The organism is Aestuariivirga sp., assembly GCF_041738905.1.
Lineage (GTDB): Bacteria > Pseudomonadota > Alphaproteobacteria > Rhizobiales > Aestuariivirgaceae > Aestuariivirga.
Genome location: NZ_JBGSOZ010000221.1, coordinates 1 through 17,349 on the forward strand (window position 1 = coordinate 1; position 17,349 = coordinate 17,349).

The 17,349-nt window shown below is 61.8% G+C and carries 20 protein-coding genes; 11 read left to right on the top strand and 9 right to left on the bottom strand.

The window, feature by feature from the left end; genetic code table 11:
• Nucleotides 1-654 precede the first annotated feature (654 nt).
• From ACEW8Q_RS22410 to ACEW8Q_RS22420, 3 genes are all read left to right on the top strand, one after another.
• Entirely contained in the window at nucleotides 655-1,860 is a 1,206-nt protein-coding gene (locus ACEW8Q_RS22410) for a sulfite oxidase (protein ID WP_373506297.1), read from the top strand.
• Nucleotides 1,860-2,192 carry a cytochrome c gene (locus ACEW8Q_RS22415; protein ID WP_373506298.1) on the top strand — a complete coding sequence of 111 codons (333 nt, stop codon included), beginning with the start codon at nucleotides 1,860-1,862 and terminating at the stop codon, nucleotides 2,190-2,192. The genes ACEW8Q_RS22410 and ACEW8Q_RS22415 overlap by 1 nt, the downstream gene beginning before the upstream one ends.
• A 207-nt stretch (nucleotides 2,193-2,399) precedes the next feature.
• Nucleotides 2,400-3,413 (top strand): DUF4105 domain-containing protein, encoded by a 1,014-nt coding sequence (locus ACEW8Q_RS22420; protein WP_373506299.1) that lies wholly within the window; start codon nucleotides 2,400-2,402, stop codon nucleotides 3,411-3,413.
• A 97-nt stretch (nucleotides 3,414-3,510) separates the two neighbouring features.
• Here the strand turns inward: ACEW8Q_RS22420 and ACEW8Q_RS22425 are convergent, their stop codons facing one another.
• Both ACEW8Q_RS22425 and ACEW8Q_RS22430 read right to left on the bottom strand, forming a co-directional pair.
• The gene (locus ACEW8Q_RS22425; RefSeq protein WP_373506300.1) at nucleotides 3,511-3,723 is read right to left on the bottom strand and encodes a hypothetical protein; all 213 of its coding nucleotides are present in this window, start codon (nucleotides 3,721-3,723) and stop codon (nucleotides 3,511-3,513) included.
• Entirely contained in the window at nucleotides 3,720-4,523 is an 804-nt protein-coding gene (locus ACEW8Q_RS22430) for a DUF2092 domain-containing protein (RefSeq protein WP_373506301.1), read from the bottom strand. Before ACEW8Q_RS22430 ends, ACEW8Q_RS22425 begins: the two co-directional genes overlap by 4 nt.
• 323 nt (nucleotides 4,524-4,846) lie before the next feature.
• Here ACEW8Q_RS22430 and ACEW8Q_RS22435 point away from each other — a divergent pair, with 323 nt between their 5' ends.
• The 4 genes from ACEW8Q_RS22435 (at nucleotide 4,847) to ACEW8Q_RS22450 (ending at nucleotide 9,566) form a co-directional block, all read left to right on the top strand.
• On the top strand, nucleotides 4,847-5,989 hold the full coding sequence (locus ACEW8Q_RS22435; RefSeq protein ID WP_373506302.1) for a sugar ABC transporter substrate-binding protein: 1,143 nt from the start codon (nucleotides 4,847-4,849) through the stop codon (nucleotides 5,987-5,989).
• A gap of 84 nt (nucleotides 5,990-6,073) precedes the next feature.
• Nucleotides 6,074-7,618 (top strand): sugar ABC transporter ATP-binding protein, encoded by a 1,545-nt coding sequence (locus ACEW8Q_RS22440; protein ID WP_373506303.1) that lies wholly within the window; start codon nucleotides 6,074-6,076, stop codon nucleotides 7,616-7,618.
• Nucleotides 7,615-8,595 carry an ABC transporter permease gene (locus ACEW8Q_RS22445; protein ID WP_373506304.1) on the top strand — a complete coding sequence of 327 codons (981 nt, stop codon included), beginning with the start codon at nucleotides 7,615-7,617 and terminating at the stop codon, nucleotides 8,593-8,595. Before ACEW8Q_RS22440 ends, ACEW8Q_RS22445 begins: the two co-directional genes overlap by 4 nt.
• Nucleotides 8,592-9,566 carry an ABC transporter permease gene (locus ACEW8Q_RS22450; protein ID WP_373506305.1) on the top strand — a complete coding sequence of 325 codons (975 nt, stop codon included), beginning with the start codon at nucleotides 8,592-8,594 and terminating at the stop codon, nucleotides 9,564-9,566. Before ACEW8Q_RS22445 ends, ACEW8Q_RS22450 begins: the two co-directional genes overlap by 4 nt.
• Before the next feature lie 11 nt (nucleotides 9,567-9,577).
• On the opposite strand, the gene ACEW8Q_RS22455 is transcribed toward ACEW8Q_RS22450, so the two are convergent.
• The gene (locus ACEW8Q_RS22455; RefSeq protein WP_373506306.1) at nucleotides 9,578-10,738 is read right to left on the bottom strand and encodes an alpha-hydroxy acid oxidase; all 1,161 of its coding nucleotides are present in this window, start codon (nucleotides 10,736-10,738) and stop codon (nucleotides 9,578-9,580) included.
• Nucleotides 10,739-10,906: 168 nt separating this feature from the next.
• On the opposite strand from ACEW8Q_RS22455, the gene ACEW8Q_RS22460 reads away from it, so the two are divergent.
• Nucleotides 10,907-11,596 carry an RraA family protein gene (locus ACEW8Q_RS22460; RefSeq protein WP_373506307.1) on the top strand — a complete coding sequence of 230 codons (690 nt, stop codon included), beginning with the start codon at nucleotides 10,907-10,909 and terminating at the stop codon, nucleotides 11,594-11,596.
• A 34-nt stretch (nucleotides 11,597-11,630) separates the two neighbouring features.
• Nucleotides 11,631-11,999: an SgcJ/EcaC family oxidoreductase gene (locus ACEW8Q_RS22465; protein WP_373506308.1), complete on the top strand. Its 369-nt coding sequence runs from the start codon at nucleotides 11,631-11,633 to the stop codon at nucleotides 11,997-11,999.
• 156 nt (nucleotides 12,000-12,155) lie between these two features.
• Here ACEW8Q_RS22465 and ACEW8Q_RS22470 read toward each other — a convergent pair whose 3' ends face one another.
• Both ACEW8Q_RS22470 and ACEW8Q_RS22475 read right to left on the bottom strand, forming a co-directional pair.
• Nucleotides 12,156-12,749, bottom strand: coding sequence for a thiamine pyrophosphate-dependent enzyme (locus ACEW8Q_RS22470; RefSeq protein ID WP_373506309.1), 594 nt, complete (start codon nucleotides 12,747-12,749; stop codon nucleotides 12,156-12,158).
• Nucleotides 12,746-13,288, bottom strand: a complete 543-nt coding sequence (locus tag ACEW8Q_RS22475; protein ID WP_373506310.1) for a phosphonopyruvate decarboxylase — start codon at nucleotides 13,286-13,288, stop codon at nucleotides 12,746-12,748. Before ACEW8Q_RS22475 ends, ACEW8Q_RS22470 begins: the two co-directional genes overlap by 4 nt.
• 133 nt (nucleotides 13,289-13,421) lie before the next feature.
• Between ACEW8Q_RS22475 and ACEW8Q_RS22480 the strand changes: the two genes are divergently transcribed.
• Complete coding sequence (locus ACEW8Q_RS22480; protein ID WP_373506311.1) at nucleotides 13,422-14,153, top strand: SDR family NAD(P)-dependent oxidoreductase; 732 nt, start codon at nucleotides 13,422-13,424, stop codon at nucleotides 14,151-14,153.
• Between the two features lie 68 nt (nucleotides 14,154-14,221).
• Here the strand turns inward: ACEW8Q_RS22480 and rpsU are convergent, their stop codons facing one another.
• The 3 genes from rpsU to ACEW8Q_RS22495 all read right to left on the bottom strand — a co-directional run bounded on the left by rpsU (nucleotide 14,222) and on the right by ACEW8Q_RS22495 (nucleotide 15,183).
• Nucleotides 14,222-14,557: a 30S ribosomal protein S21 gene (gene rpsU, locus ACEW8Q_RS22485; RefSeq protein WP_373506312.1), complete on the bottom strand. Its 336-nt coding sequence runs from the start codon at nucleotides 14,555-14,557 to the stop codon at nucleotides 14,222-14,224.
• Nucleotides 14,558-14,575: 18 nt separating this feature from the next.
• Nucleotides 14,576-14,827 (bottom strand): hypothetical protein, encoded by a 252-nt coding sequence (locus ACEW8Q_RS22490; protein WP_373506313.1) that lies wholly within the window; start codon nucleotides 14,825-14,827, stop codon nucleotides 14,576-14,578.
• 143 nt (nucleotides 14,828-14,970) lie between these two features.
• On the bottom strand, nucleotides 14,971-15,183 hold the full coding sequence (locus ACEW8Q_RS22495; protein WP_373506314.1) for a cold-shock protein: 213 nt from the start codon (nucleotides 15,181-15,183) through the stop codon (nucleotides 14,971-14,973).
• 311 nt (nucleotides 15,184-15,494) lie between these two features.
• On the opposite strand from ACEW8Q_RS22495, the gene ACEW8Q_RS22500 reads away from it, so the two are divergent.
• Nucleotides 15,495-16,472 carry an aldo/keto reductase gene (locus tag ACEW8Q_RS22500; protein ID WP_373506315.1) on the top strand — a complete coding sequence of 326 codons (978 nt, stop codon included), beginning with the start codon at nucleotides 15,495-15,497 and terminating at the stop codon, nucleotides 16,470-16,472.
• On the opposite strand, the gene ACEW8Q_RS22505 is transcribed toward ACEW8Q_RS22500, so the two are convergent.
• Nucleotides 16,457-17,347, bottom strand: a complete 891-nt coding sequence (locus ACEW8Q_RS22505; RefSeq protein ID WP_373506316.1) for a polysaccharide deacetylase — start codon at nucleotides 17,345-17,347, stop codon at nucleotides 16,457-16,459. The two genes, ACEW8Q_RS22500 and ACEW8Q_RS22505, sit on opposite strands and share 16 nt — an antisense overlap.
• Nucleotides 17,348-17,349 lie beyond the last annotated feature (2 nt).

Consider the following 17,349-nt stretch of genomic DNA (forward strand, 5'->3'; position numbering starts at 1 on the left):
CACTGGCAAGCGCCTCGATAGACGTGGTAGCTTTCTTCATGGTGTTGCTCTCCATTCAGGATTGAACACCCCGAGCCTACGGCTCGAGGAGAGCAACGCCAACCTCACTCCAATTTTCTACATTGAGCGGGACATCCCCCAGATGTCGTCCAAAACAGGCTAGCGACCATGCTTGCCGTCCCCTTCAAAAATCAGCAACTAGCTGGGCGCCCACTCCTCGAATGATACTGCAATGGAAAAACATGCAACGCAAGCGTTTGGAGCAGCACGTCAACCAGCTGGGTCTCGCCGGAGCTGAGTTTCAGCCGGCGACAACCTAAATGCCTATAGCAATTCGGAAACATCCATAACATGTCCGGGTGCAAGCACCCTCGTTGTCGACAATCCCGCTTCCCGACTTTGCAGGCTCAAATTGAGAATGAGAAGAAGACAGGCTGAGGCCTGCGGGCGCCTGACACATCCTTCAAACAGCCTGTTCCAGCAGACGATCCATTACCTCCTCACGCTTGAGACCGGCAGTACCCACCGCAACAAGGTTGCCGGGAAACTTCTCCGCGTTCTGGAACCACTCAGGCGGTTGAGTGTTTTTATCTGGGTGTACATTTCAACACACAAGAGTTGAGGGTGCTGCGGATCAATCACGGGAGAATTGCCATGGCTGAATTCATCAGTGTTCATCGCCGCTCGTTTCTGGCTGGCGGGGCTGGCGTCCTTGCCGCTGCGGCTTGTGCGCGAACCGGTGTTGCCGTTCGTGCCCAGGAGGCAACCAAAGCTTCGAAACCGCTGCCAGCCTATGTGGACTGGAAGAATGCCGAAGGGTTGATCGTCCACAGCGAAAACACGATCGAGACCAAGCGCGAGTTCATCGGCACCAGCGGCGTGACGCCGAATGATCTGGTTTATGTCCGGAACAACATTTCGCCGCCCGATCAATCCATCCTGGCCAACCGGGATGCGTGGGAGGTCACGTTCGAAGGTGTCGCCAATCCACGCAATGTCACGCTCGGTGAACTGAAGACGATGGGTATCGAGACAGTTGCCATGGTGCTGCAGTGCTCAGGCAATGGCCGTGGCTTCTTCGAGCACAAGGCAAGCGGCACGCCGTGGCGAACCGGTGCCGCCGCAAATGTCCTGTGGAGCGGTGTGCCGTTGCGCACGGTGGTGGACGCGCTGGGCGGTGCCAGCGCTGGCATGAAATTCTTGACGAGCACGGGCGGTGAGACGCTTCCCGAGGGCGTGGACCCAAAAACCGTCGTCGTGGAACGTTCGATCCCGATGGACCATGCGCTGGAGAATGCAATCCTCGCCTGGGAGATGAACGGCGAACCGATATCGCTCGCGCACGGCGGCCCGCTTCGCGTCATCACACCCGGCTACTATGGCGTCAACAATGTGAAATATGTGAAGCGGGTGGCGCTGACTGCGGCCGAGACCGACGCAAGCATTCAGTCAACGGGATATCGCATCCGTCCAGTCGGCGTGGAAGGTGCGCCGGATCAGCCTTCGATGTGGGAGATGAAGGTGAAATCGTGGGTCACGCATCCGCTCGCAGATGCGAAGTCCGGAAAGATACAAATACATGGTGTCGCCTTCGGCGGTTTCAGTGCGCTGAAAGGCGTGGAGGTCTCGACCGATGGCGGCAACACCTGGAAGGACGCGCAGCTGCTGGGCCCCGACATGGGCCGATATGCATGGCGGCCCTTTGTCTTGAGTGCCGACCTCGCGCCAGGGACGCATGCAATCACCAGCCGCGCGACGGACAGCGAGGGCCGTGTTCAGGAAGAGACGACGGAGCCCAACCACCGTGGCTATGACTATAGCGGCTGGCGGCGGCTCGCGGTGGAGGTGACGGTCGCCTGATGCGGTTTGCCCTGGGTGCTGCCGTGCTGATCGTGGTTTCGGGTCGGTTGCTGGCGTCCGACGCGGATGGGCAGGCCGCCCTTGAGCTTGGCAAGGACGTTTTCACCTCTCTTGCCGAGCCGCGTTGCAGCGTCTGCCATACGCTGGCTGACGCGGGCGCCGCCGGAAAGGTGGGCCCAAGCCTCGATGAGCAGCAACCCACGGAGGACGATGTGAAACTCTCGATCATGGAAGGCGGAGGTGTCATGCCGCCTTACGCCGGGATACTCACGCCGGAGCAGATTGATGCCGTAGCCAAATATGTTTCCAGTGTCGCGGGCAAGACGCAGTAGAAGGAAGAAGAGACCTGAAAGAGCTGAGGTCTCGGGATTGGCCAGCGGCGGCAGGTGTTCGTACCGAGACTGGCCGATGACCCGCATCCGAGAGAACAGGCGGCGCCTGATGTCACGATGAGCTTTGCGGAATGCGGAAGATTGTGATTGACGGGGTAGCGCGCAATAAGGTCATTCTCGCGCCTTCCACCGGTCTGGAGCGGGCGCTTGCGGCGATTCATTTCAATCCTTCTACTCATTCTCGCCCTCGCCGCGCTGGCGATTCTGATTGCGAGCGCGTGGGCCACGCTGGCACTGTGGTATCGCCTGCCGGTTCCGGACTGGGGCAAGGGCCTTGCGGCCACGCTGTTCGCGCTGGCCGGGCTTGCCACAATCGTTGGCCTGTTCCGTGGGCCCCGGCTGCGGTCCCTGACGGTCTTCGGCGTGCTGTTCGGCGCCGTGCTGATCTGGTGGGGCACGATCAAGCCCGTAGCCGATGCGGACTGGGCGCCCGATGTTGCCCGGCAGGTGACAGGGACTGTGAATGGCGACCTGCTCACCCTCACCAACGTTCGTGCCTTCGCGTGGCGGAACCGGACAGACTCCACCGAGGTATGGTCCACGCGCAGCTATGACATGTCGACGTTGAAGAGCCTCGATCTCTTCCTGTCCTACTGGGGCAACCCCAACATGGCGCATGTGATGATGAGCTTCGGCTTTGAAGGGGGCGACTATCTCGCGTGGTCGGTGGAGGTGCGGCGGACCCGGAACGGCGTGTTCTCGCCAATCGCGGATCTCTTCAAGAGCAATCCGCTGGTGATCATCGCGGCGGAGGAGCGCGATGTGATCGGCGTGCGCTCCAATTTCCGCGGCGAGGACGTGCAGCTCTACCGGCTGCGCGCGAAGCCTGCCCTCGCACGCGAACTGCTTGTGGAATATGTACTCGACGCGAATGAACTGGCGGTCACGCCTGCGTTCTACAATTCACTCACTTCGAACTGTGCGACGACCGTGTTCAAACTGGTCCGCGCGGTGGGCGACAAGCTGCCGATGGACTGGAGGCTCGTGGTCGATGGCTACCTGCCAGGTTACCTCTATGACCAAGGCTCGATCGACATCCGGCTGCCGCTGGACGAACTCATCGCGCGCTCGCATATCGACGCGCATGCCAAGAAGGCCGGCCTCACGGCTGAATACTCCCGCCTCATCCGCGTTGGCGTGCCGTCTCCGCACGAGCAATAAGCACGCCACTGCGGACAAGGTCCATGACCCCGGCACACTCGCTCAAGAGGACAGTCCTCCACAAGGAGAGTGTGCCGGGGCCTTAGTCTCGATACTGTCAGCAGTTGTAAACGCCAGCTGCGCAACGGCGCACGGTCCGGCGTGTCGCGCCCGCCACGCTCACGGGTGTCAGCGGACGGCCGACGCGCGCCTCGGCGGATGAGACAACACTGAGCGATCCGACGCCTGACACCCTGTCAGCGGCATAGAGGCTGCCAAGACCGGCTACGGCCACAATGACGGCAATCTTCAATTTGCGGGACAGGTTCATTGTGCACCTCCAGAGAAATGTTTGGGCAATTCGTCGAGATCGGCTTCGCCAAGTTTCGAGAACTCGATCTTGGTCGCGCCTGTTTCGTTCTTGAACTCAAAACTGGCCGTAGCATCGCTGCCGGTTTTCCAGTCTCCGACCTGAATGGTATATTGAGGAGAAAGGTCGACGGTCTTCGTCGAAATCACATAGCGGCACGGATAGGGCTTGTCGCCCTGGGCGATCCAGATCTGCCAGTCGACTTCGGGGGTGCGAAACGCGAGATGATCGCATTCCAGGCCGCCGACAATGCCGCTACCGAGATCCTTCACGTCGGTGACATCGGCCATCAGGACATCATAAGTATTGGCAAGCAGGAGGTCGGCTGCGGGCAGGGGCCGATGCAACTTGTCGCGCAGCTCATCTACGAGATTTTCGACGCTGCCCGGCACTTCGGTCTGGGCATAGACGTTGGCATCCTTGCCCAGAACCGTCAGCGTCTTTCCGTCGAACATCATCGCGACATCGGCAAATCCGCCATGGCGGGTCGCAACGATCTTGTCGGGACGGCTCAACGCGACCGCGCCGGAACTCGTGAGCTGCAGCTTCTGCTGATCCTTGGTGACCACCTCGAACGATGAATCATATGTAAATGACATCGATTGCTGGCTGCCCATGTAGTCGGACATCGCCTTGAGCAGAGACTTCGCCTCCGCCTCTCCGGCCTCGGCACCAGATAGTGCTGCCATTCCCGCCATCAGCACCGATGCGGAAATGGATGCCGCCGTCACCCGCAGATTGTATTCTCCACTATTGAACATAGGGACATCCTCCATTGAGCCTGCGTGAGCGCTGGCTCTGCTGCAATACCGTATCCAATTACATGCAAGTCTCCTTCTTGTTTTTGATCTGTATCAGATCGGGCATGAATTCTTGTCGCGTGCGGCAGCAGGTTTCGTAGCAAATGTGGAATCGGGTCCCCAAGTTGACAGGGCTTTTTTCTGCCCATATGGTCCGCGAGCCAAGTCCTTACGATTTTCTTGGTCAAAAGCAAAAACAGAATATCCTGCGCAAGCGAAACCCCGATCAAATCCGGGTTTCGCCAATACATAAACTTGCGTTAAAACTCCTGGGAGGACGTCCGATGAAGACCTCATCATTTCTGAGCCGTTTTGTAAGTGTGGGGGCGCTCGTCGCCGCCGGGTTTGCCTTTGCTGCACCTGCGCAGGCCGAAGGGCCTGAAGTCGTGGCCGGTCCATCCGCCGAACCTGAGTGCTTCGTGCCTTGGACTGGCGACACGAAGTTCTTCAAGTTTCCAGCAAAGCAAGGCCCCTACCGCATCGCACTCGCCAATGGCTACATCGCCAATACATGGCGCATCCAGATGATCCAGACGGCGAAGGCCTATGCAGCGCAGCCGGACGTGGCCGCCAAGCTGAAGGAATTCAAGGTCGTGTCGACCGGCGAGGACGTGCCCGCGCAGATTTCCGCCATCAACAACTTCATCGACTCCGGTTATGACGCCATCGTCGTGAATGCGCAGAACCCCACGGCCTTCGGCCCGGTGATCAAGCGCGCCAAGGAAGCTGGCGTGATCCTCGTGGCCTTCGACAACATTCTCGACACGCAGGACGCAATCAACGTCAACGTCGACCAGAAGGGCCTCGGCGTGCTGTGGGCCAACTGGCTGATCAAGAACGTTCCGAATGGCGGCAAGATCCTGGAAGTGAAGGGTGTGGCTGGCACCTCGGTCGATACCGACCGTCATAACGGCATTCACGAGACGCTCGGTGCCTCGGGCAAGAAGTGGGAAATCACCGAGGTCGTCGGCAAGTGGGATGACGGCGTGGCCCAGAAGGCGACGGCCGACGCGATTGCCACAAACGGGCCCTTCGACGGGATCACCGCGCAAGGCGGTGACACAGGCGTTGTGCAGGCGATGATCGACGCCAAGCATCCCTTCGTGCCGTTTGGCGGCGAAACCGAGAACGGCTTCCGCAAGTTCTGCGCCAAGCACGCGGCCGAAGGCCTTAAGTGCTCGTCGGCAGGCACCGGCCCCGCACAGGTCGCGGTTGCCATCAAGACGGCCATCGCCGCTCTTGAAGGCAATGTCGTTCCGCAGTCGGTGAAGCTGCCGCTGGCCATCGTGGAAGACCCGAACTTCAAGGAAGGCCAGGATTTCTTCCCTGACCAGTCCGACAATTTCTTCGTCGGCAATTCCTTCCCCACCTGCGGCATCAATTTCACCGCGCAGGAAATCATGGGGCAATCGAAGGAAAACCAGTAGCCTCGTCACAATGACAGCCGGAGCGCCACGCATGAAAAGACGTGGCGCCCGGTTTCTCATCTTTACCGTTCTCGGGGGGAACCAATGACGGGTGTTGCGCCGCTCTTTCGGATGGAGGGCGTTTCCAAGCGCTATGGCGGTGTGCGTGCGCTGGAGAAGGCCGATCTCGACGTGAACGCCGGGCGCATCCACGCCATTCTCGGCGAGAATGGTGCTGGCAAGTCGACGCTCATCAAGATCATGGCGGGCGTCGTTGCGCCCGACGAAGGCCGCATGCTGCTGGATGGCCGCGAAGTGACCTTCGCATCGCCCGCGACGGCAAACGATGCCGGAATCGTCTGCATCTTCCAGGAACTCTCCCTCATCCCCGACTTGTCGGTTGCGGACAACATCGTCATCAGCCATCCGCCCACGCGCTTCGGCATGATCGACCGCGGAAAGCAGCGGCGGATCGCCGAGGAAGCACTGGCGCGCGCTGGCGCGGAAGACATTCACCCGCAGATGCTGGTGAAAGACCTTCCGCTGTCCCGCAGGCAAATGGTGGAGATCGCCAAGGCGCTGGCGCGCAAGCCCCGCATCCTCATTCTCGACGAGGCAACATCGGCGCTCACCGCGGCGGATGTCTCGAAAATCTTTGTGGTTCTGAAGCGCCTGCGTGAGGAAGGCCTCGCCCTGCTCTATATCTCGCACCGCATGCACGAGATTGCCGAGCTTGCGGATGAATGCTCGGTGTTCCGCAATGGCCAGAAAGTCTCGACCTACGCAGCGGGTACCAAGTCCGATACCGACGTGATCGAAATGATGATCGGGCGCGAATACAAGAACGTGTTTCCGCCGAAACCCGCGAAGGCTGCCTCAGCGCCTGTGGCACTCGAAGCGCGGTCCTTGAGCTGGACTGACAGGCTGAAGAACATCTCGTTTTCCGTGCGCGCGGGCGAGATCGTCGGATTGGGTGGTCTGGACGGCCAAGGCCAGCGCGATCTTCTGCTGGCGTTGTTCGGCGTGTTGCGCGGCTGCACGGGTGAGGTGCTCGTCCATGGGCAGAAGGTTTCAATTTCGAGCCCCGCCATGGCCAAGGGCGGCAAGATCGGCATGGCGCTGATACCCGAGGACCGGAAGACCGAAGGGCTCATGCTTCCGATGACGGTGCGCGACAATCTTTCCTTTGCTTCGCTTGACCGCATCTCAAGCGGTGGCATCGTCAATCGCGATACCGAAGGCGCGCTGATCGATTCCATGATCAAGCTGCTCGCCATCAAGACGGCTGGGATCGACATTCCGGTGGGGGCACTGTCGGGCGGAAACCAGCAGAAGGTGGTGATTGCCAAGTGGCTGATGAACCAGCCGCGCATCATCCTGTTGAACGATCCGACGCGCGGCATCGATGTCGGCACCAAGCAGGAACTCTACGTGTTGCTCCGCAAGCTGGCCGACGAGGGCGCCGCGATCCTGTTCTATTCGACCGATTATGATGAACTGATCGGCTGCTGCGACCGCGTGCTGGTGCTCTACGACGGCGCGGTGAAGCGCGAACTGGCAGGCGACGCGATCACCGAGAAGGCACTGATCGCCAGCGCCCTCAACATCGACATGGAAGGGGCGGCGATGCAGCCGGCTGAACTGGCATGAAGGACTGGCGCTTCTGGGTTGCCGAGCAGCGCGGCACGCTGATGGCGGTCGGCATCTTCCTCGTGATGTTCATCATCTATTCGTCGAACCATCCCGCGGGCTTCACAGCGAACGTGGTGCAGACCGCGTCGAACAAGGGCGTGCTGCTGGCCTTTGTCGCCATGGCGCAGGCGCTGGTGGTGATCACGGCGGGCATCGACCTTTCGGTCGGCATGATCTTCACGCTCACCAACTGCCTTGCATCGTGGGTGGTTGTCGGCTCGCCCATTCAGGTGGCGGGCGGCATCGTGCTGGTGCTGCTGGTGGGCGCACTCTGCGGTGCCATCAACGGCGCCATCGTCATCTATGGCAGGCTGCAGCCCATCGTCGCCACCATCGCGACGGGTGCGGTCTATTTCGGCATCGCGCTGGCGCTGAGGCCCTCGCCGGGCGGCAGTGTCGACGAGACGGTGGCGGATGCGCTCACGGGGCGCATCTTCGGCTACATTCCCGCGAGCCTCGTCGCCTTGCTGGTCGTCGTGCTTGTCGTGTGGGTGCCGTTCAGCCGCTCGGTGACGGGGCGTGCCGCCTATGCGGTCGGGTCGTCGGAGCCTGCGGCCTACATGTCCGGCGTGCCCATCAAACGTGCGAAAATGACGGCCTACACCCTCTCGGGACTGCTCGCCGCCATCGGGGGGCTGTTCCTCACCTTCTTCACCTATACGGGTGACGCGGCCTATGCGAGCGGCAACGCCTATACGCTGTTCTCGATCGCGGCCGTGGTGCTGGGCGGCGTCTCGCTGTTCGGCGGACGCGGCAGCGCCATCGGGGCCATCTTCGGCGCGCTTGCATTCCGCACCATCGGCGACCTGCTCTTCGTATTCGATTTCGATCCCTTGTGGCAGCCGCTCTTCCAGGGCGTTGTGCTGCTCATCGCCGTCAGTCTGGGCGCCTTCGGACTGTTCCGTGTACGCAACAGGCTGGACTGGTTCGGATGAGTGACATGACGAGCATGGCCAAACCGGCATTCCTGAAGCGCCTCGACCCGGCGGTGACGACGGCCTTCGTGTGCATCTTCGTGCTGCTGCTGGTGGGCAGCATCTACTCACGGAATTTTCTGTCGCCCGAATACTTGCTGCAGCAACTGAAGGTGGCCTCGTTCCTCGGCGTCATCGCCAGCGGCATGATGCTGGTGATCCTGCTGGGGCAGATCGACCTGTCGCTGCCCTGGGTGGTGACGGTGGGCGCCATGACGTCCAGCGCAATCGCGGGCTATGGCGATGCCGGCGCGATACTTGCCATTCCCTTCGGCATCTTCTGCGGCATGGTCATCGGCCTCGTCAACGGCGTGGGTGTCGCCTATCTCCGCATTCCGTCGATGATCATCACGCTCGCCACCAATGCGGTCGCCCAAGGATTGATGGTGGTCTACACCGGCGGCTTCTCGCCCAAGGATTCAGCCTCGCCCGCAATGCGCTACCTTGCGACAGGCTTCACCATTCCGGGCATTCCCAATGCCGTCATCTGCTGGGCGGTAGTTGGGGCGGGCACGGTGTTCCTGCTGACGCGCACGACGTTCGGGCGGGCGGTCTATGGCATCGGCAACCGCGAGCGCGCGGCCTATCTCTCCGGCATCGACACCCGCCGCGTGGTGATGATCGTGTTCGCCATATCGGGCGCGCTTGCGGCCTTCGGCGGCGTGCTGCTGGCGGGCTATGCATCGAAGGCGGCACAGTCGATGGGTGATGCCTACCTGCTGCCAGCAATCGCAGCAGTGGTGCTGGGCGGCACGTCGATCCTCGGCGGCCGCGGCAGCTACCTCGGCACCGTGGCGGGCGTCATGCTCATCACGCTCCTGCAGTCGATCCTGTCGGTCATGCAGATGCCGGAGTTCGGCCGCCAGATCATCTATGGCATCGTCATCGTCGGCATGCTGCTGCTCTACGGCCGCGAGCGGGCCCACCGTTAACCCGGGCGTTCCTACCGGGTGTCGGCGACGACCAGATCGCGGGTGAGGTCTGAAACGCGGGCCGCGCCCAGCAGCGCCATCGACCGGGCAATCTCGCGCGCGAAGATATCCAGCACATGCGCGACACCCTGCTCTCCGGCAATGGCAAGGCCCCAGAGCTGCGGGCGCGCGATGAGGCAGCAGGCAGCCCCCATGGCGATGGCCTTCACTACATCGGCACCACGCCTGATGCCACCGTCCATCAGCACGGGGATTTGACCCTCCACGGCTTCTACTACCGCGGGCAAGGCCGCGATGCCAGAGGCCGCGCCATCGAGCTGGCGGCCGCCGTGGTTCGAGACGATCACAGCGTCTACGCCGCGCTTCACCGCTTCGCGCGCTTCGTCGGGATGGAGCACGCCCTTGAGGATGAGCGGTCCTTTCCACACCTTCCGCAGCCGGTCCACGTCTTGCCATGACATGCCGGCATCAAGCAGTTCCGACATGCGCTTGGCGAGGCTTCCGATGTCGATTGCTTCGCCATCGCGGACATAATTGCCGAAGGTGATGCGCGGCAGTTCGGAGCGCATGCGCAGGAGCCAGTTGATGCGCGTGGCCATGCCGGCCAGATCGCGGGCCGGAAACTTTGGCGGGATGGCAAAGCCGTTGCGGATGTCACGCTCGCGGTTTCCCAGCACCTGGTTGTCGGTGGTCAGCACCAGTGCATCGAAGCCGGCGGCGGCGGCGCGGTTCGCCAGTTCATCGGTGAAGCCGCGGTCGCGATAGACAAAGACCTGCATCCAGCGCGGAGCCGCATCGGACTTCGGCAAGTCCTCAAGGCGGCAGACGGAGCCGTGGCTGAGGCAGTAGGCCGTTCCAGCGGCCGCGGCGGCGCGGGCGGAGGCCGCTTCACCTTGAGGCCACATCAGCCCGGCGAGCCCCGTGGGACCGACCATCACCGGCAGCGCATGGCGGCGGCCGAACAGTTCGATTGAAAGATCTGGCTTGCCCGGGCCATTCAGAGGCTTTGGCAACAGGGTCAGGCGCTCGAAGTCACGCTCGTTGCGCTTCAATGTGGTTTCGTCTTCGGCACCGCCATCGGTGAAGTCGAACACGGGCTTTGGCAGAATGCGCTTTGCCGCCTGCCGGATCGTCGCGACGTTGTAACACTTCGTGCGCCAGCTCTCGTTCATCGTTCCCCCCGCCTTGCCCCATGCCAAGTCGCTGGCCGATGTGAGCGCGGTTCCGAGGCTATGACAAGTTCGCAGTCTGCAACAGTGACCATCGGCTGAGGTGTGGCTCATTCCTGTTGCTTGGGTCTAGAGTGTCCTCCAGCAGCCAGAGCAGGGAGCACGAAAGCCATGATCAAGGACCCACCCATACTGAGAATCAGCCGGAACTTTCCGCGCCCGCCCAACGATGTCGTCAAGGCATTGACGGGCGCCATGACGGGCCACCTCGTCGATGCGATGGGAGGCGGCGGTGCCCTCGACTGGCAGATCAAGGCGCTTGGCGGTGGCCCGCAATCCTTCTGCGGTGTCGCCGTCACGTGCGATTGCGGACCATCCGACAACCTTGCCCTGTTTGGCGCGCTCGATGTGGTGAAGCCGGGAGATGTCATCGTGGCGGCCACGCGCAGCCATAGGGCCGCATCGGTGACGGGCGATCTCCTCGTCGGCATGGCGCGCAACTGTGGCGCTGCGGCCATCGTGACCGACGGCGTCGTGCGAGACGTGGCGGGCATCCTTGCCGTGGGACTGCCTGTGTGTTGCGCGGGCGTCTCGCCCAACTCGCCGGTTCGCAATGGTCCGGGCACCGTCGGCCTACCCATTGTCGTGGGGGGTGTGGCCATTGCCTCGGGCGACATCATTGTCGGCGATGCAGATGGCGTGGTGGTCGTGCCGCAGGCCATCGCGGCGGATCTGGTGAAGCGCCTCGTCGATGTAAGAGCGGCAGAAGCCCTGCTGGAAGCGAAGGTGAAGTCGGGACTGCGGATTCCCGATTTCATCGCGGACGTTCTCTCGTCACCACGCGTGGAAAATATCGATTGACCAGTTGAAGGCAAAGAATGTCGAGGAGAGACAGATGATGGTGACGCCTACAGTGGAAAGCCTGCACGACCAGTGGGTCGCGGCCTTCAACAGCCACGATCTCGACAAGCACATGGCGCTTTACGCCGAGGATGCAATGATGTTCGGCGCGGTCGACGAGCTGCAGGATGGCCGCGACGCCATCCGCGCTTATTTCGGCAATCGTCCGCCGGGTATGCGCGTGAAATCCTATCCGATGCCGCTGGCTCGCGTGGTGTCACCGGACGTGACGATCACTGCCGGGCATGTCGACTTCGCCAATGGTGAAGACCTCATGCCCTACCGGATGACGTGGGTTCTGGAGAAGACGGACGGCAACTGGCGCATCGCACAGCATCACGGTTCGCCGCGCCGGTCTGCCTGACGGGCTTCAGTCCTTCAGGCGCGGCTTTTCGATTTCGGCCATGTCGCACAGGTTGTCGACCATTGCGGAGAAGTCCTTGGCCCCCATGCCGAAGTCCCTCATTGAAATGAATACGCTTGAGACCGGTGCAATGCCCTGACATGGACATGCCTGCACCTATATCGATTCAAGGCCGAGCGCCGCGCGGAGCCTTGCTTTCAAGTACACGCCATCCCGGCTGGGAAGTTGCCTCGGCTTCTCCTCGCCATCGATCTTGACCACGCAGATACAAGGACCATCGCCCAGCAGGTGAATGCGCTCGCACAGAACTGCAAGACCGGCCTCATCCCGCACGGTCATGGTTTCGGACATTCCGCAGGCCGCGGCGACGGCGGCGAGATCGGTCGACATGGCCGTGTGGCTTCGCTGGCCGCCGGTTTCTCCATAAAGGCCATTGTCGAGGATCACGACCGAGAGATTGCGCGGCGCCTGCGCGGCGATGGTGGCGAAACTCCCCATGCCCATCAATGCCTCGCCATCGCCCGTGAGGACGAGGACGGGTACATCGGGTTGCGCGAGAGCCAGGCCCAGGCCCATCGGGAGCGCGCCACCCATGGCGCCCCAGAGATAGAAGTTACGGTCATGATCGCCTGCCGCCGCCAGATCATAGGTGGGCGCGCCGAGGCTCGAGATGACGAGGAGGTCCTGGCGATTACGCACGAGTGCGGCGACCACATGCCGGCGATCGAGCATCTCTGAATCCTTGCTCATTTCACGAACTGCTTTGCGCCGATGAGCTTCTGCGAGAGAAGCACTACGCCTGGCGTGCCGCCTGCGAAGGCCATGCGTGCGGCGGCCTCCACTGTGGGTTTCACGTCAGCCGGTTCATCTGCACGCAGGACCGTAATGTCCATGAGCCTGAAGGCGGCCTCTGTTGCCGAGCCCATGGGCACTTGCCACGGATTGAACTCGCCCCATTCGCCGCGCATGGTCACCAGCGCCAGAAATGGAAAGCGGCAGGTCTTCACCAGCGACAGCATGTTGATGCAGTTGCCGACACCGCTCGACTGCATGAGGAGCACGGCACGCTGCCCGCCGAGCCAGGCACCGGCCAGAAGGGCAACGCCTTCCTCTTCCGTGGTCAAAGGCACTGACATCATGTGCGGATCAGCGTCGATGCTGCGGATCAGGCTTGCATGACCTCCATCCGGAACATGAGCGGCCATGCAAATGCCGGAGTCCTTCAAAACCTCGTAGATATCGTCAGGCCACGACGTCTGCTCTTCCGTCTCACTTCCAGCAGCTTGCACAGAGGCACCTTTGTTGAGGTCGTTGGTGCGATCCTAGGTCATCGCCGCGTGATGGTCGAGAAAAAGGGATTTGAGATTGACGCGCGGCAGGCTTGCTCACCAATATCGATCGAGACACAGGAGAGCATCATTCATGGACGTGGCGATCATTACCGGAGGAACACGCGGCATCGGCGCTGCCATTGCAACGGCACTGGCTCACCGCAAGGTACGCCTGGTGCTCAATGGCCGGACTGAGGACGCTGAGGTGACGGCACTTGTGGCCGAGCTGGGCAAGGTGACGGAGACCGTCTTTATGGCCGGTGATGCGAGCGAGCCGGAGATGGCCGCGGCGTTGGTGAAAGAGGCCACGGCACGCTTCGGCAGGATCGATTACGTGGTGCCGGCGGCAGGCGGACCGAACCCCGGAAAGATCACCGATCTTTCATTCGACCAATGGGCCGAGGCCTTCAGGGTTCATGTCGATGCGGTGTTCCACCTGTTCCGCGCGGCGCAGCCTGCGCTGGCGGTTCGGGGCGGCGGCTTCCTGATGATCGGGTCGGTGGCTGGAAAGCGTGGCTGTCCGTCAACCGTGGCCTATCAGACGGCCAAGGGAGCCCTGCCGCAAATGGCGCGGGCCTTGGCGCGCGACCACGCCGCTGAGGGAATCCGCGTGAACGTGATCGAGCCCGGCATCATCCGCACGCGGTTTCACGCCGCAATGACGGCGGAGGCGGAGCGCAACAATCTTGACAACCGGATTCCGCTGCGCCGCTTCGGCACGCCGGACAATGTCGCTTCGGCGGCCCTCGAGCTTCTGACCAACCCCTTCATCACGGGCGAGACGCTGACCATCGATGGCGGCATGTCGATGCGGATGGTGTAGCGAAGCTTGGACAAGAAAAAGCCCGCGGGCGTTTTCACGCGCGCGGGCTGCAATCGAATGGGACAAACTTACGAGGCGAGCGCGGGCTTGCGCGTGTCGAAGCCCTCGGACTGGCCAAGCGGGCGCGGTGTCGCGCCCGGCGAGGTTGCCGCGAAAGGATTTGGGCGGGCCGGCGCGCGGGGCTTGGGCTTCGGCATCGGGATCAGGCCTTCGCGCTGGGCCTTCTTGCGAGCCAGCTTCTTGGCGCGGCGGATCGATTCGGCCTTCTCGCGCACGCGCTTTTCCGACGGCTTCTCGTAGGCGGCATGCGCCTTGATCTCACGGAAGAGGCCTTCGCGCTGCATCTTCTTCTTGAGGAAGCGAAGGGCCTGGTCGACGTTGTTGTCTCTGACGAAAATTCTCAAAAGCTGTACTCCGGAAAATCAGTTGGTCTTGGCGTTGGCGGCCGCGATCGTGTTGTTGCGCCAGAGCTGGTAGCCCTTGGCGTCGATGCCGGATTCGATGGCTTCGCGGGACATGCGGTGCGGCGGAATCTGGTCGTATCGCAGGACGCCGAAGGCCTGCCATGGTGCAAGACTTGCGGGCAAGCCACCTCCCTTTGAATCGCGGGAGAAGCAGTAGAGGCCCTTGGTCTTGATCGATTGAAACATATAGAGGTTTCGATTGGCAGTCATGTTTTCACTCCTGACCGGGTGAGGATGAAGCCGCCATCCGCAAAAAGCGTTGCGCCGGTGCATGCACCGGCGCTCCTGAGGGATCCCGTTCACCCGCCACCAGTACATCCGTGGCTTGCAGGTTCTGAAGAGGACCCTTGTCGTTAGCTGGTGGCCTGAAGACGGTCGGCCGAAGACTTGCCGTTGCGGCGGTCGGTGACGATCTCGTAAGAGACCTTCTGACCTTCGTTCAGGCTGCCGAGACCGGCGCGCTCAACTGCGCTGATGTGGACGAATACGTCCGGGCCGCCCGACGTCGGCTGAATGAAACCAAAGCCCTTCTGGGCGTTGAACCACTTGACGGTACCAGTTTGCATGATCGTTCCTTGACTTATGCAATTGCTCTTTCGTGCCAATGCAACATGCACGGGCACAACTAAATCGATGTTCTGGAAGTGAGGGAAAGGGCTATTGCACTGTCTTAGACGTCTTAGAAGCGCGGAGCCAAGCCAACCGGCCGAAACTCGATGGGTGTTACATAGGCGCATCGGCCAAAAAATACAAGCGCAAACCCCGGGTGATGGTTTCAACCTCCCGAAGCGGCAGCGTCATCGCAAAATATCTCTTCGTCTCACGAATATGAAGACGCAATATGCGCCTCGAAATCAGACAAGCCGGGAGACGACACATGAATTTCGATCCACTTCGCAGGGTAGCCATGGGCCAGACCGGCTTGTCGGTCAGCCCGCTCTGCTTCGGGCTGGCGCCGCTGGGCGACATGCCGGACACCTACGGCTACAGCGTCAGCATCGCGCGGGCGCACGAGACGGTGCGGGCGATCTTCGACAGCCCGGTGAACTTCATCGATACATCCCGGAACTATGGCATGGGCCGCAGCGAACAGCGGATCGGCGAGGTCATTGCCGAGCGTGGCGGCATCCCCGAAGGCTTCGTGATCTCGAGCAAGCTCGACCGCGACATGGACACCTTGAAGTTTGACGGCGCCCGCGCAAGGCGTTCCCTTGAGGAAAGCCTCAAGGCCTTGAACGTCGACCGCATCCAGCTTCTCCACCTCCATGACCCGGAACACGCGGCCTCGCTGGAGGAAGTGAGCAGCCCCAATGGTGCCTTGAAGGAACTGTTTCGCATGAAGGAGGAAGGCCTCGTCCAGGCCGTGGGCCTCGCCGCCGGCCGCGTCGACATCATGATGCCCATGATGAAAGACTGGGACTTCGACGCCATCATCACCCACAACCGCTTTACGCTGGCCAATCGCAATGCGGAAGAAATGATGGATTATGCCGTCTCGCGCGGAATGGCCGTGCTGAATGCGGCGCCCTATGCCGGCGGCGTGCTGGCCAAGGGATCGGCCGCGCACAAGCGCTATGTCTATCAGGAGGCTTCTGCCGCGATGCTTGAGCCGATCGCCCGCATCGAGGCGGTATGCACCAAGTATGACATTCCGCCGGGTGCCGCGGCTTTGCAGTTCTCGATGCGCGATCCGCGCGTCGCTTCAACCGTCATCGGGATCAGCAAGGCGGAGCGCATCGCCGAGACCATCACCTGGGCGCAACATCCCATTCCTCAGGCCGCATGGGACGAGTTGATGGCGCTCCCCTTCGAAACGAGCGATCCCGAGGCGACGCGCGTCTACAAGCCGACCTGAGTTTTCGTGTAGTACGGCAAGTGCTCGACGCGGGGGCTGTAGAGCCCCTCGTCGGTGACCTTCTTCACGTGGGCGATGATCTCTTCAAGCGGTGCGAACCAGACGTTCTTGGTTTTCAGCGTGTGCTCCAGCCATTGTTCCACCTGCCGCCAGCGGGCCAGCCGCCCGGTGAGGAACGGATGCCAGATGCCGATCCAGAAGCCGCCCGCCTCATACTGCGCGTCGAACTCTTCCCAGAAGGCCTTGAGGCCTTCTGACGGCGCCTTCACCGGCATCATGTAGTCGATCTCGGCATAATGCGCGAAGGGCGGCCAGTCGTCGGTGCCCCAGTGCACGGGCGCTTCCCACAGTTCGCCTTGTGCCGTTCTCATCAGATAGGGGATGTCGTCGGCCATGAGAGAAGATTCATAGGAGAACTTGTGCTCGATCAGCAAGTCGATCACCTGCTGCGTGACGTTATAGACGGGTGCCCGGTAGCCGCGGGGCCTGGCGCCGATCCGCGCCTTGTGAATGTCGAGGGCCTTCTCGAAGGCGATCCGCTGCGCCTCGCCCTTCGTCTCGATCGGGTCTTCGTGGATGAGGCCGTGGTGGCCGATCTCGTGACCGCCCTTGAGAATGGCGTCCACCGCATCCGGGTACTGTTCGATGCACCAGGCCGGAATGAAGAAGGATTGCTTGAGGCCCAGCCGCGCATAGGTGTCGAGGATGCGCGGAATGCCGACGGTTGGCCCATAGCGGCCCATGGTGATGGGATAGAGCCGGTCATGCCCGTCCTTCGGGCGCGAAATGTGGATGAGGGAATCCGCGTCCATGTCGAAGGTGATTGCGCAGGCGCAGCGGGCGCCGTTGGGCCAGGGAATGGGATTGCGGATCATGG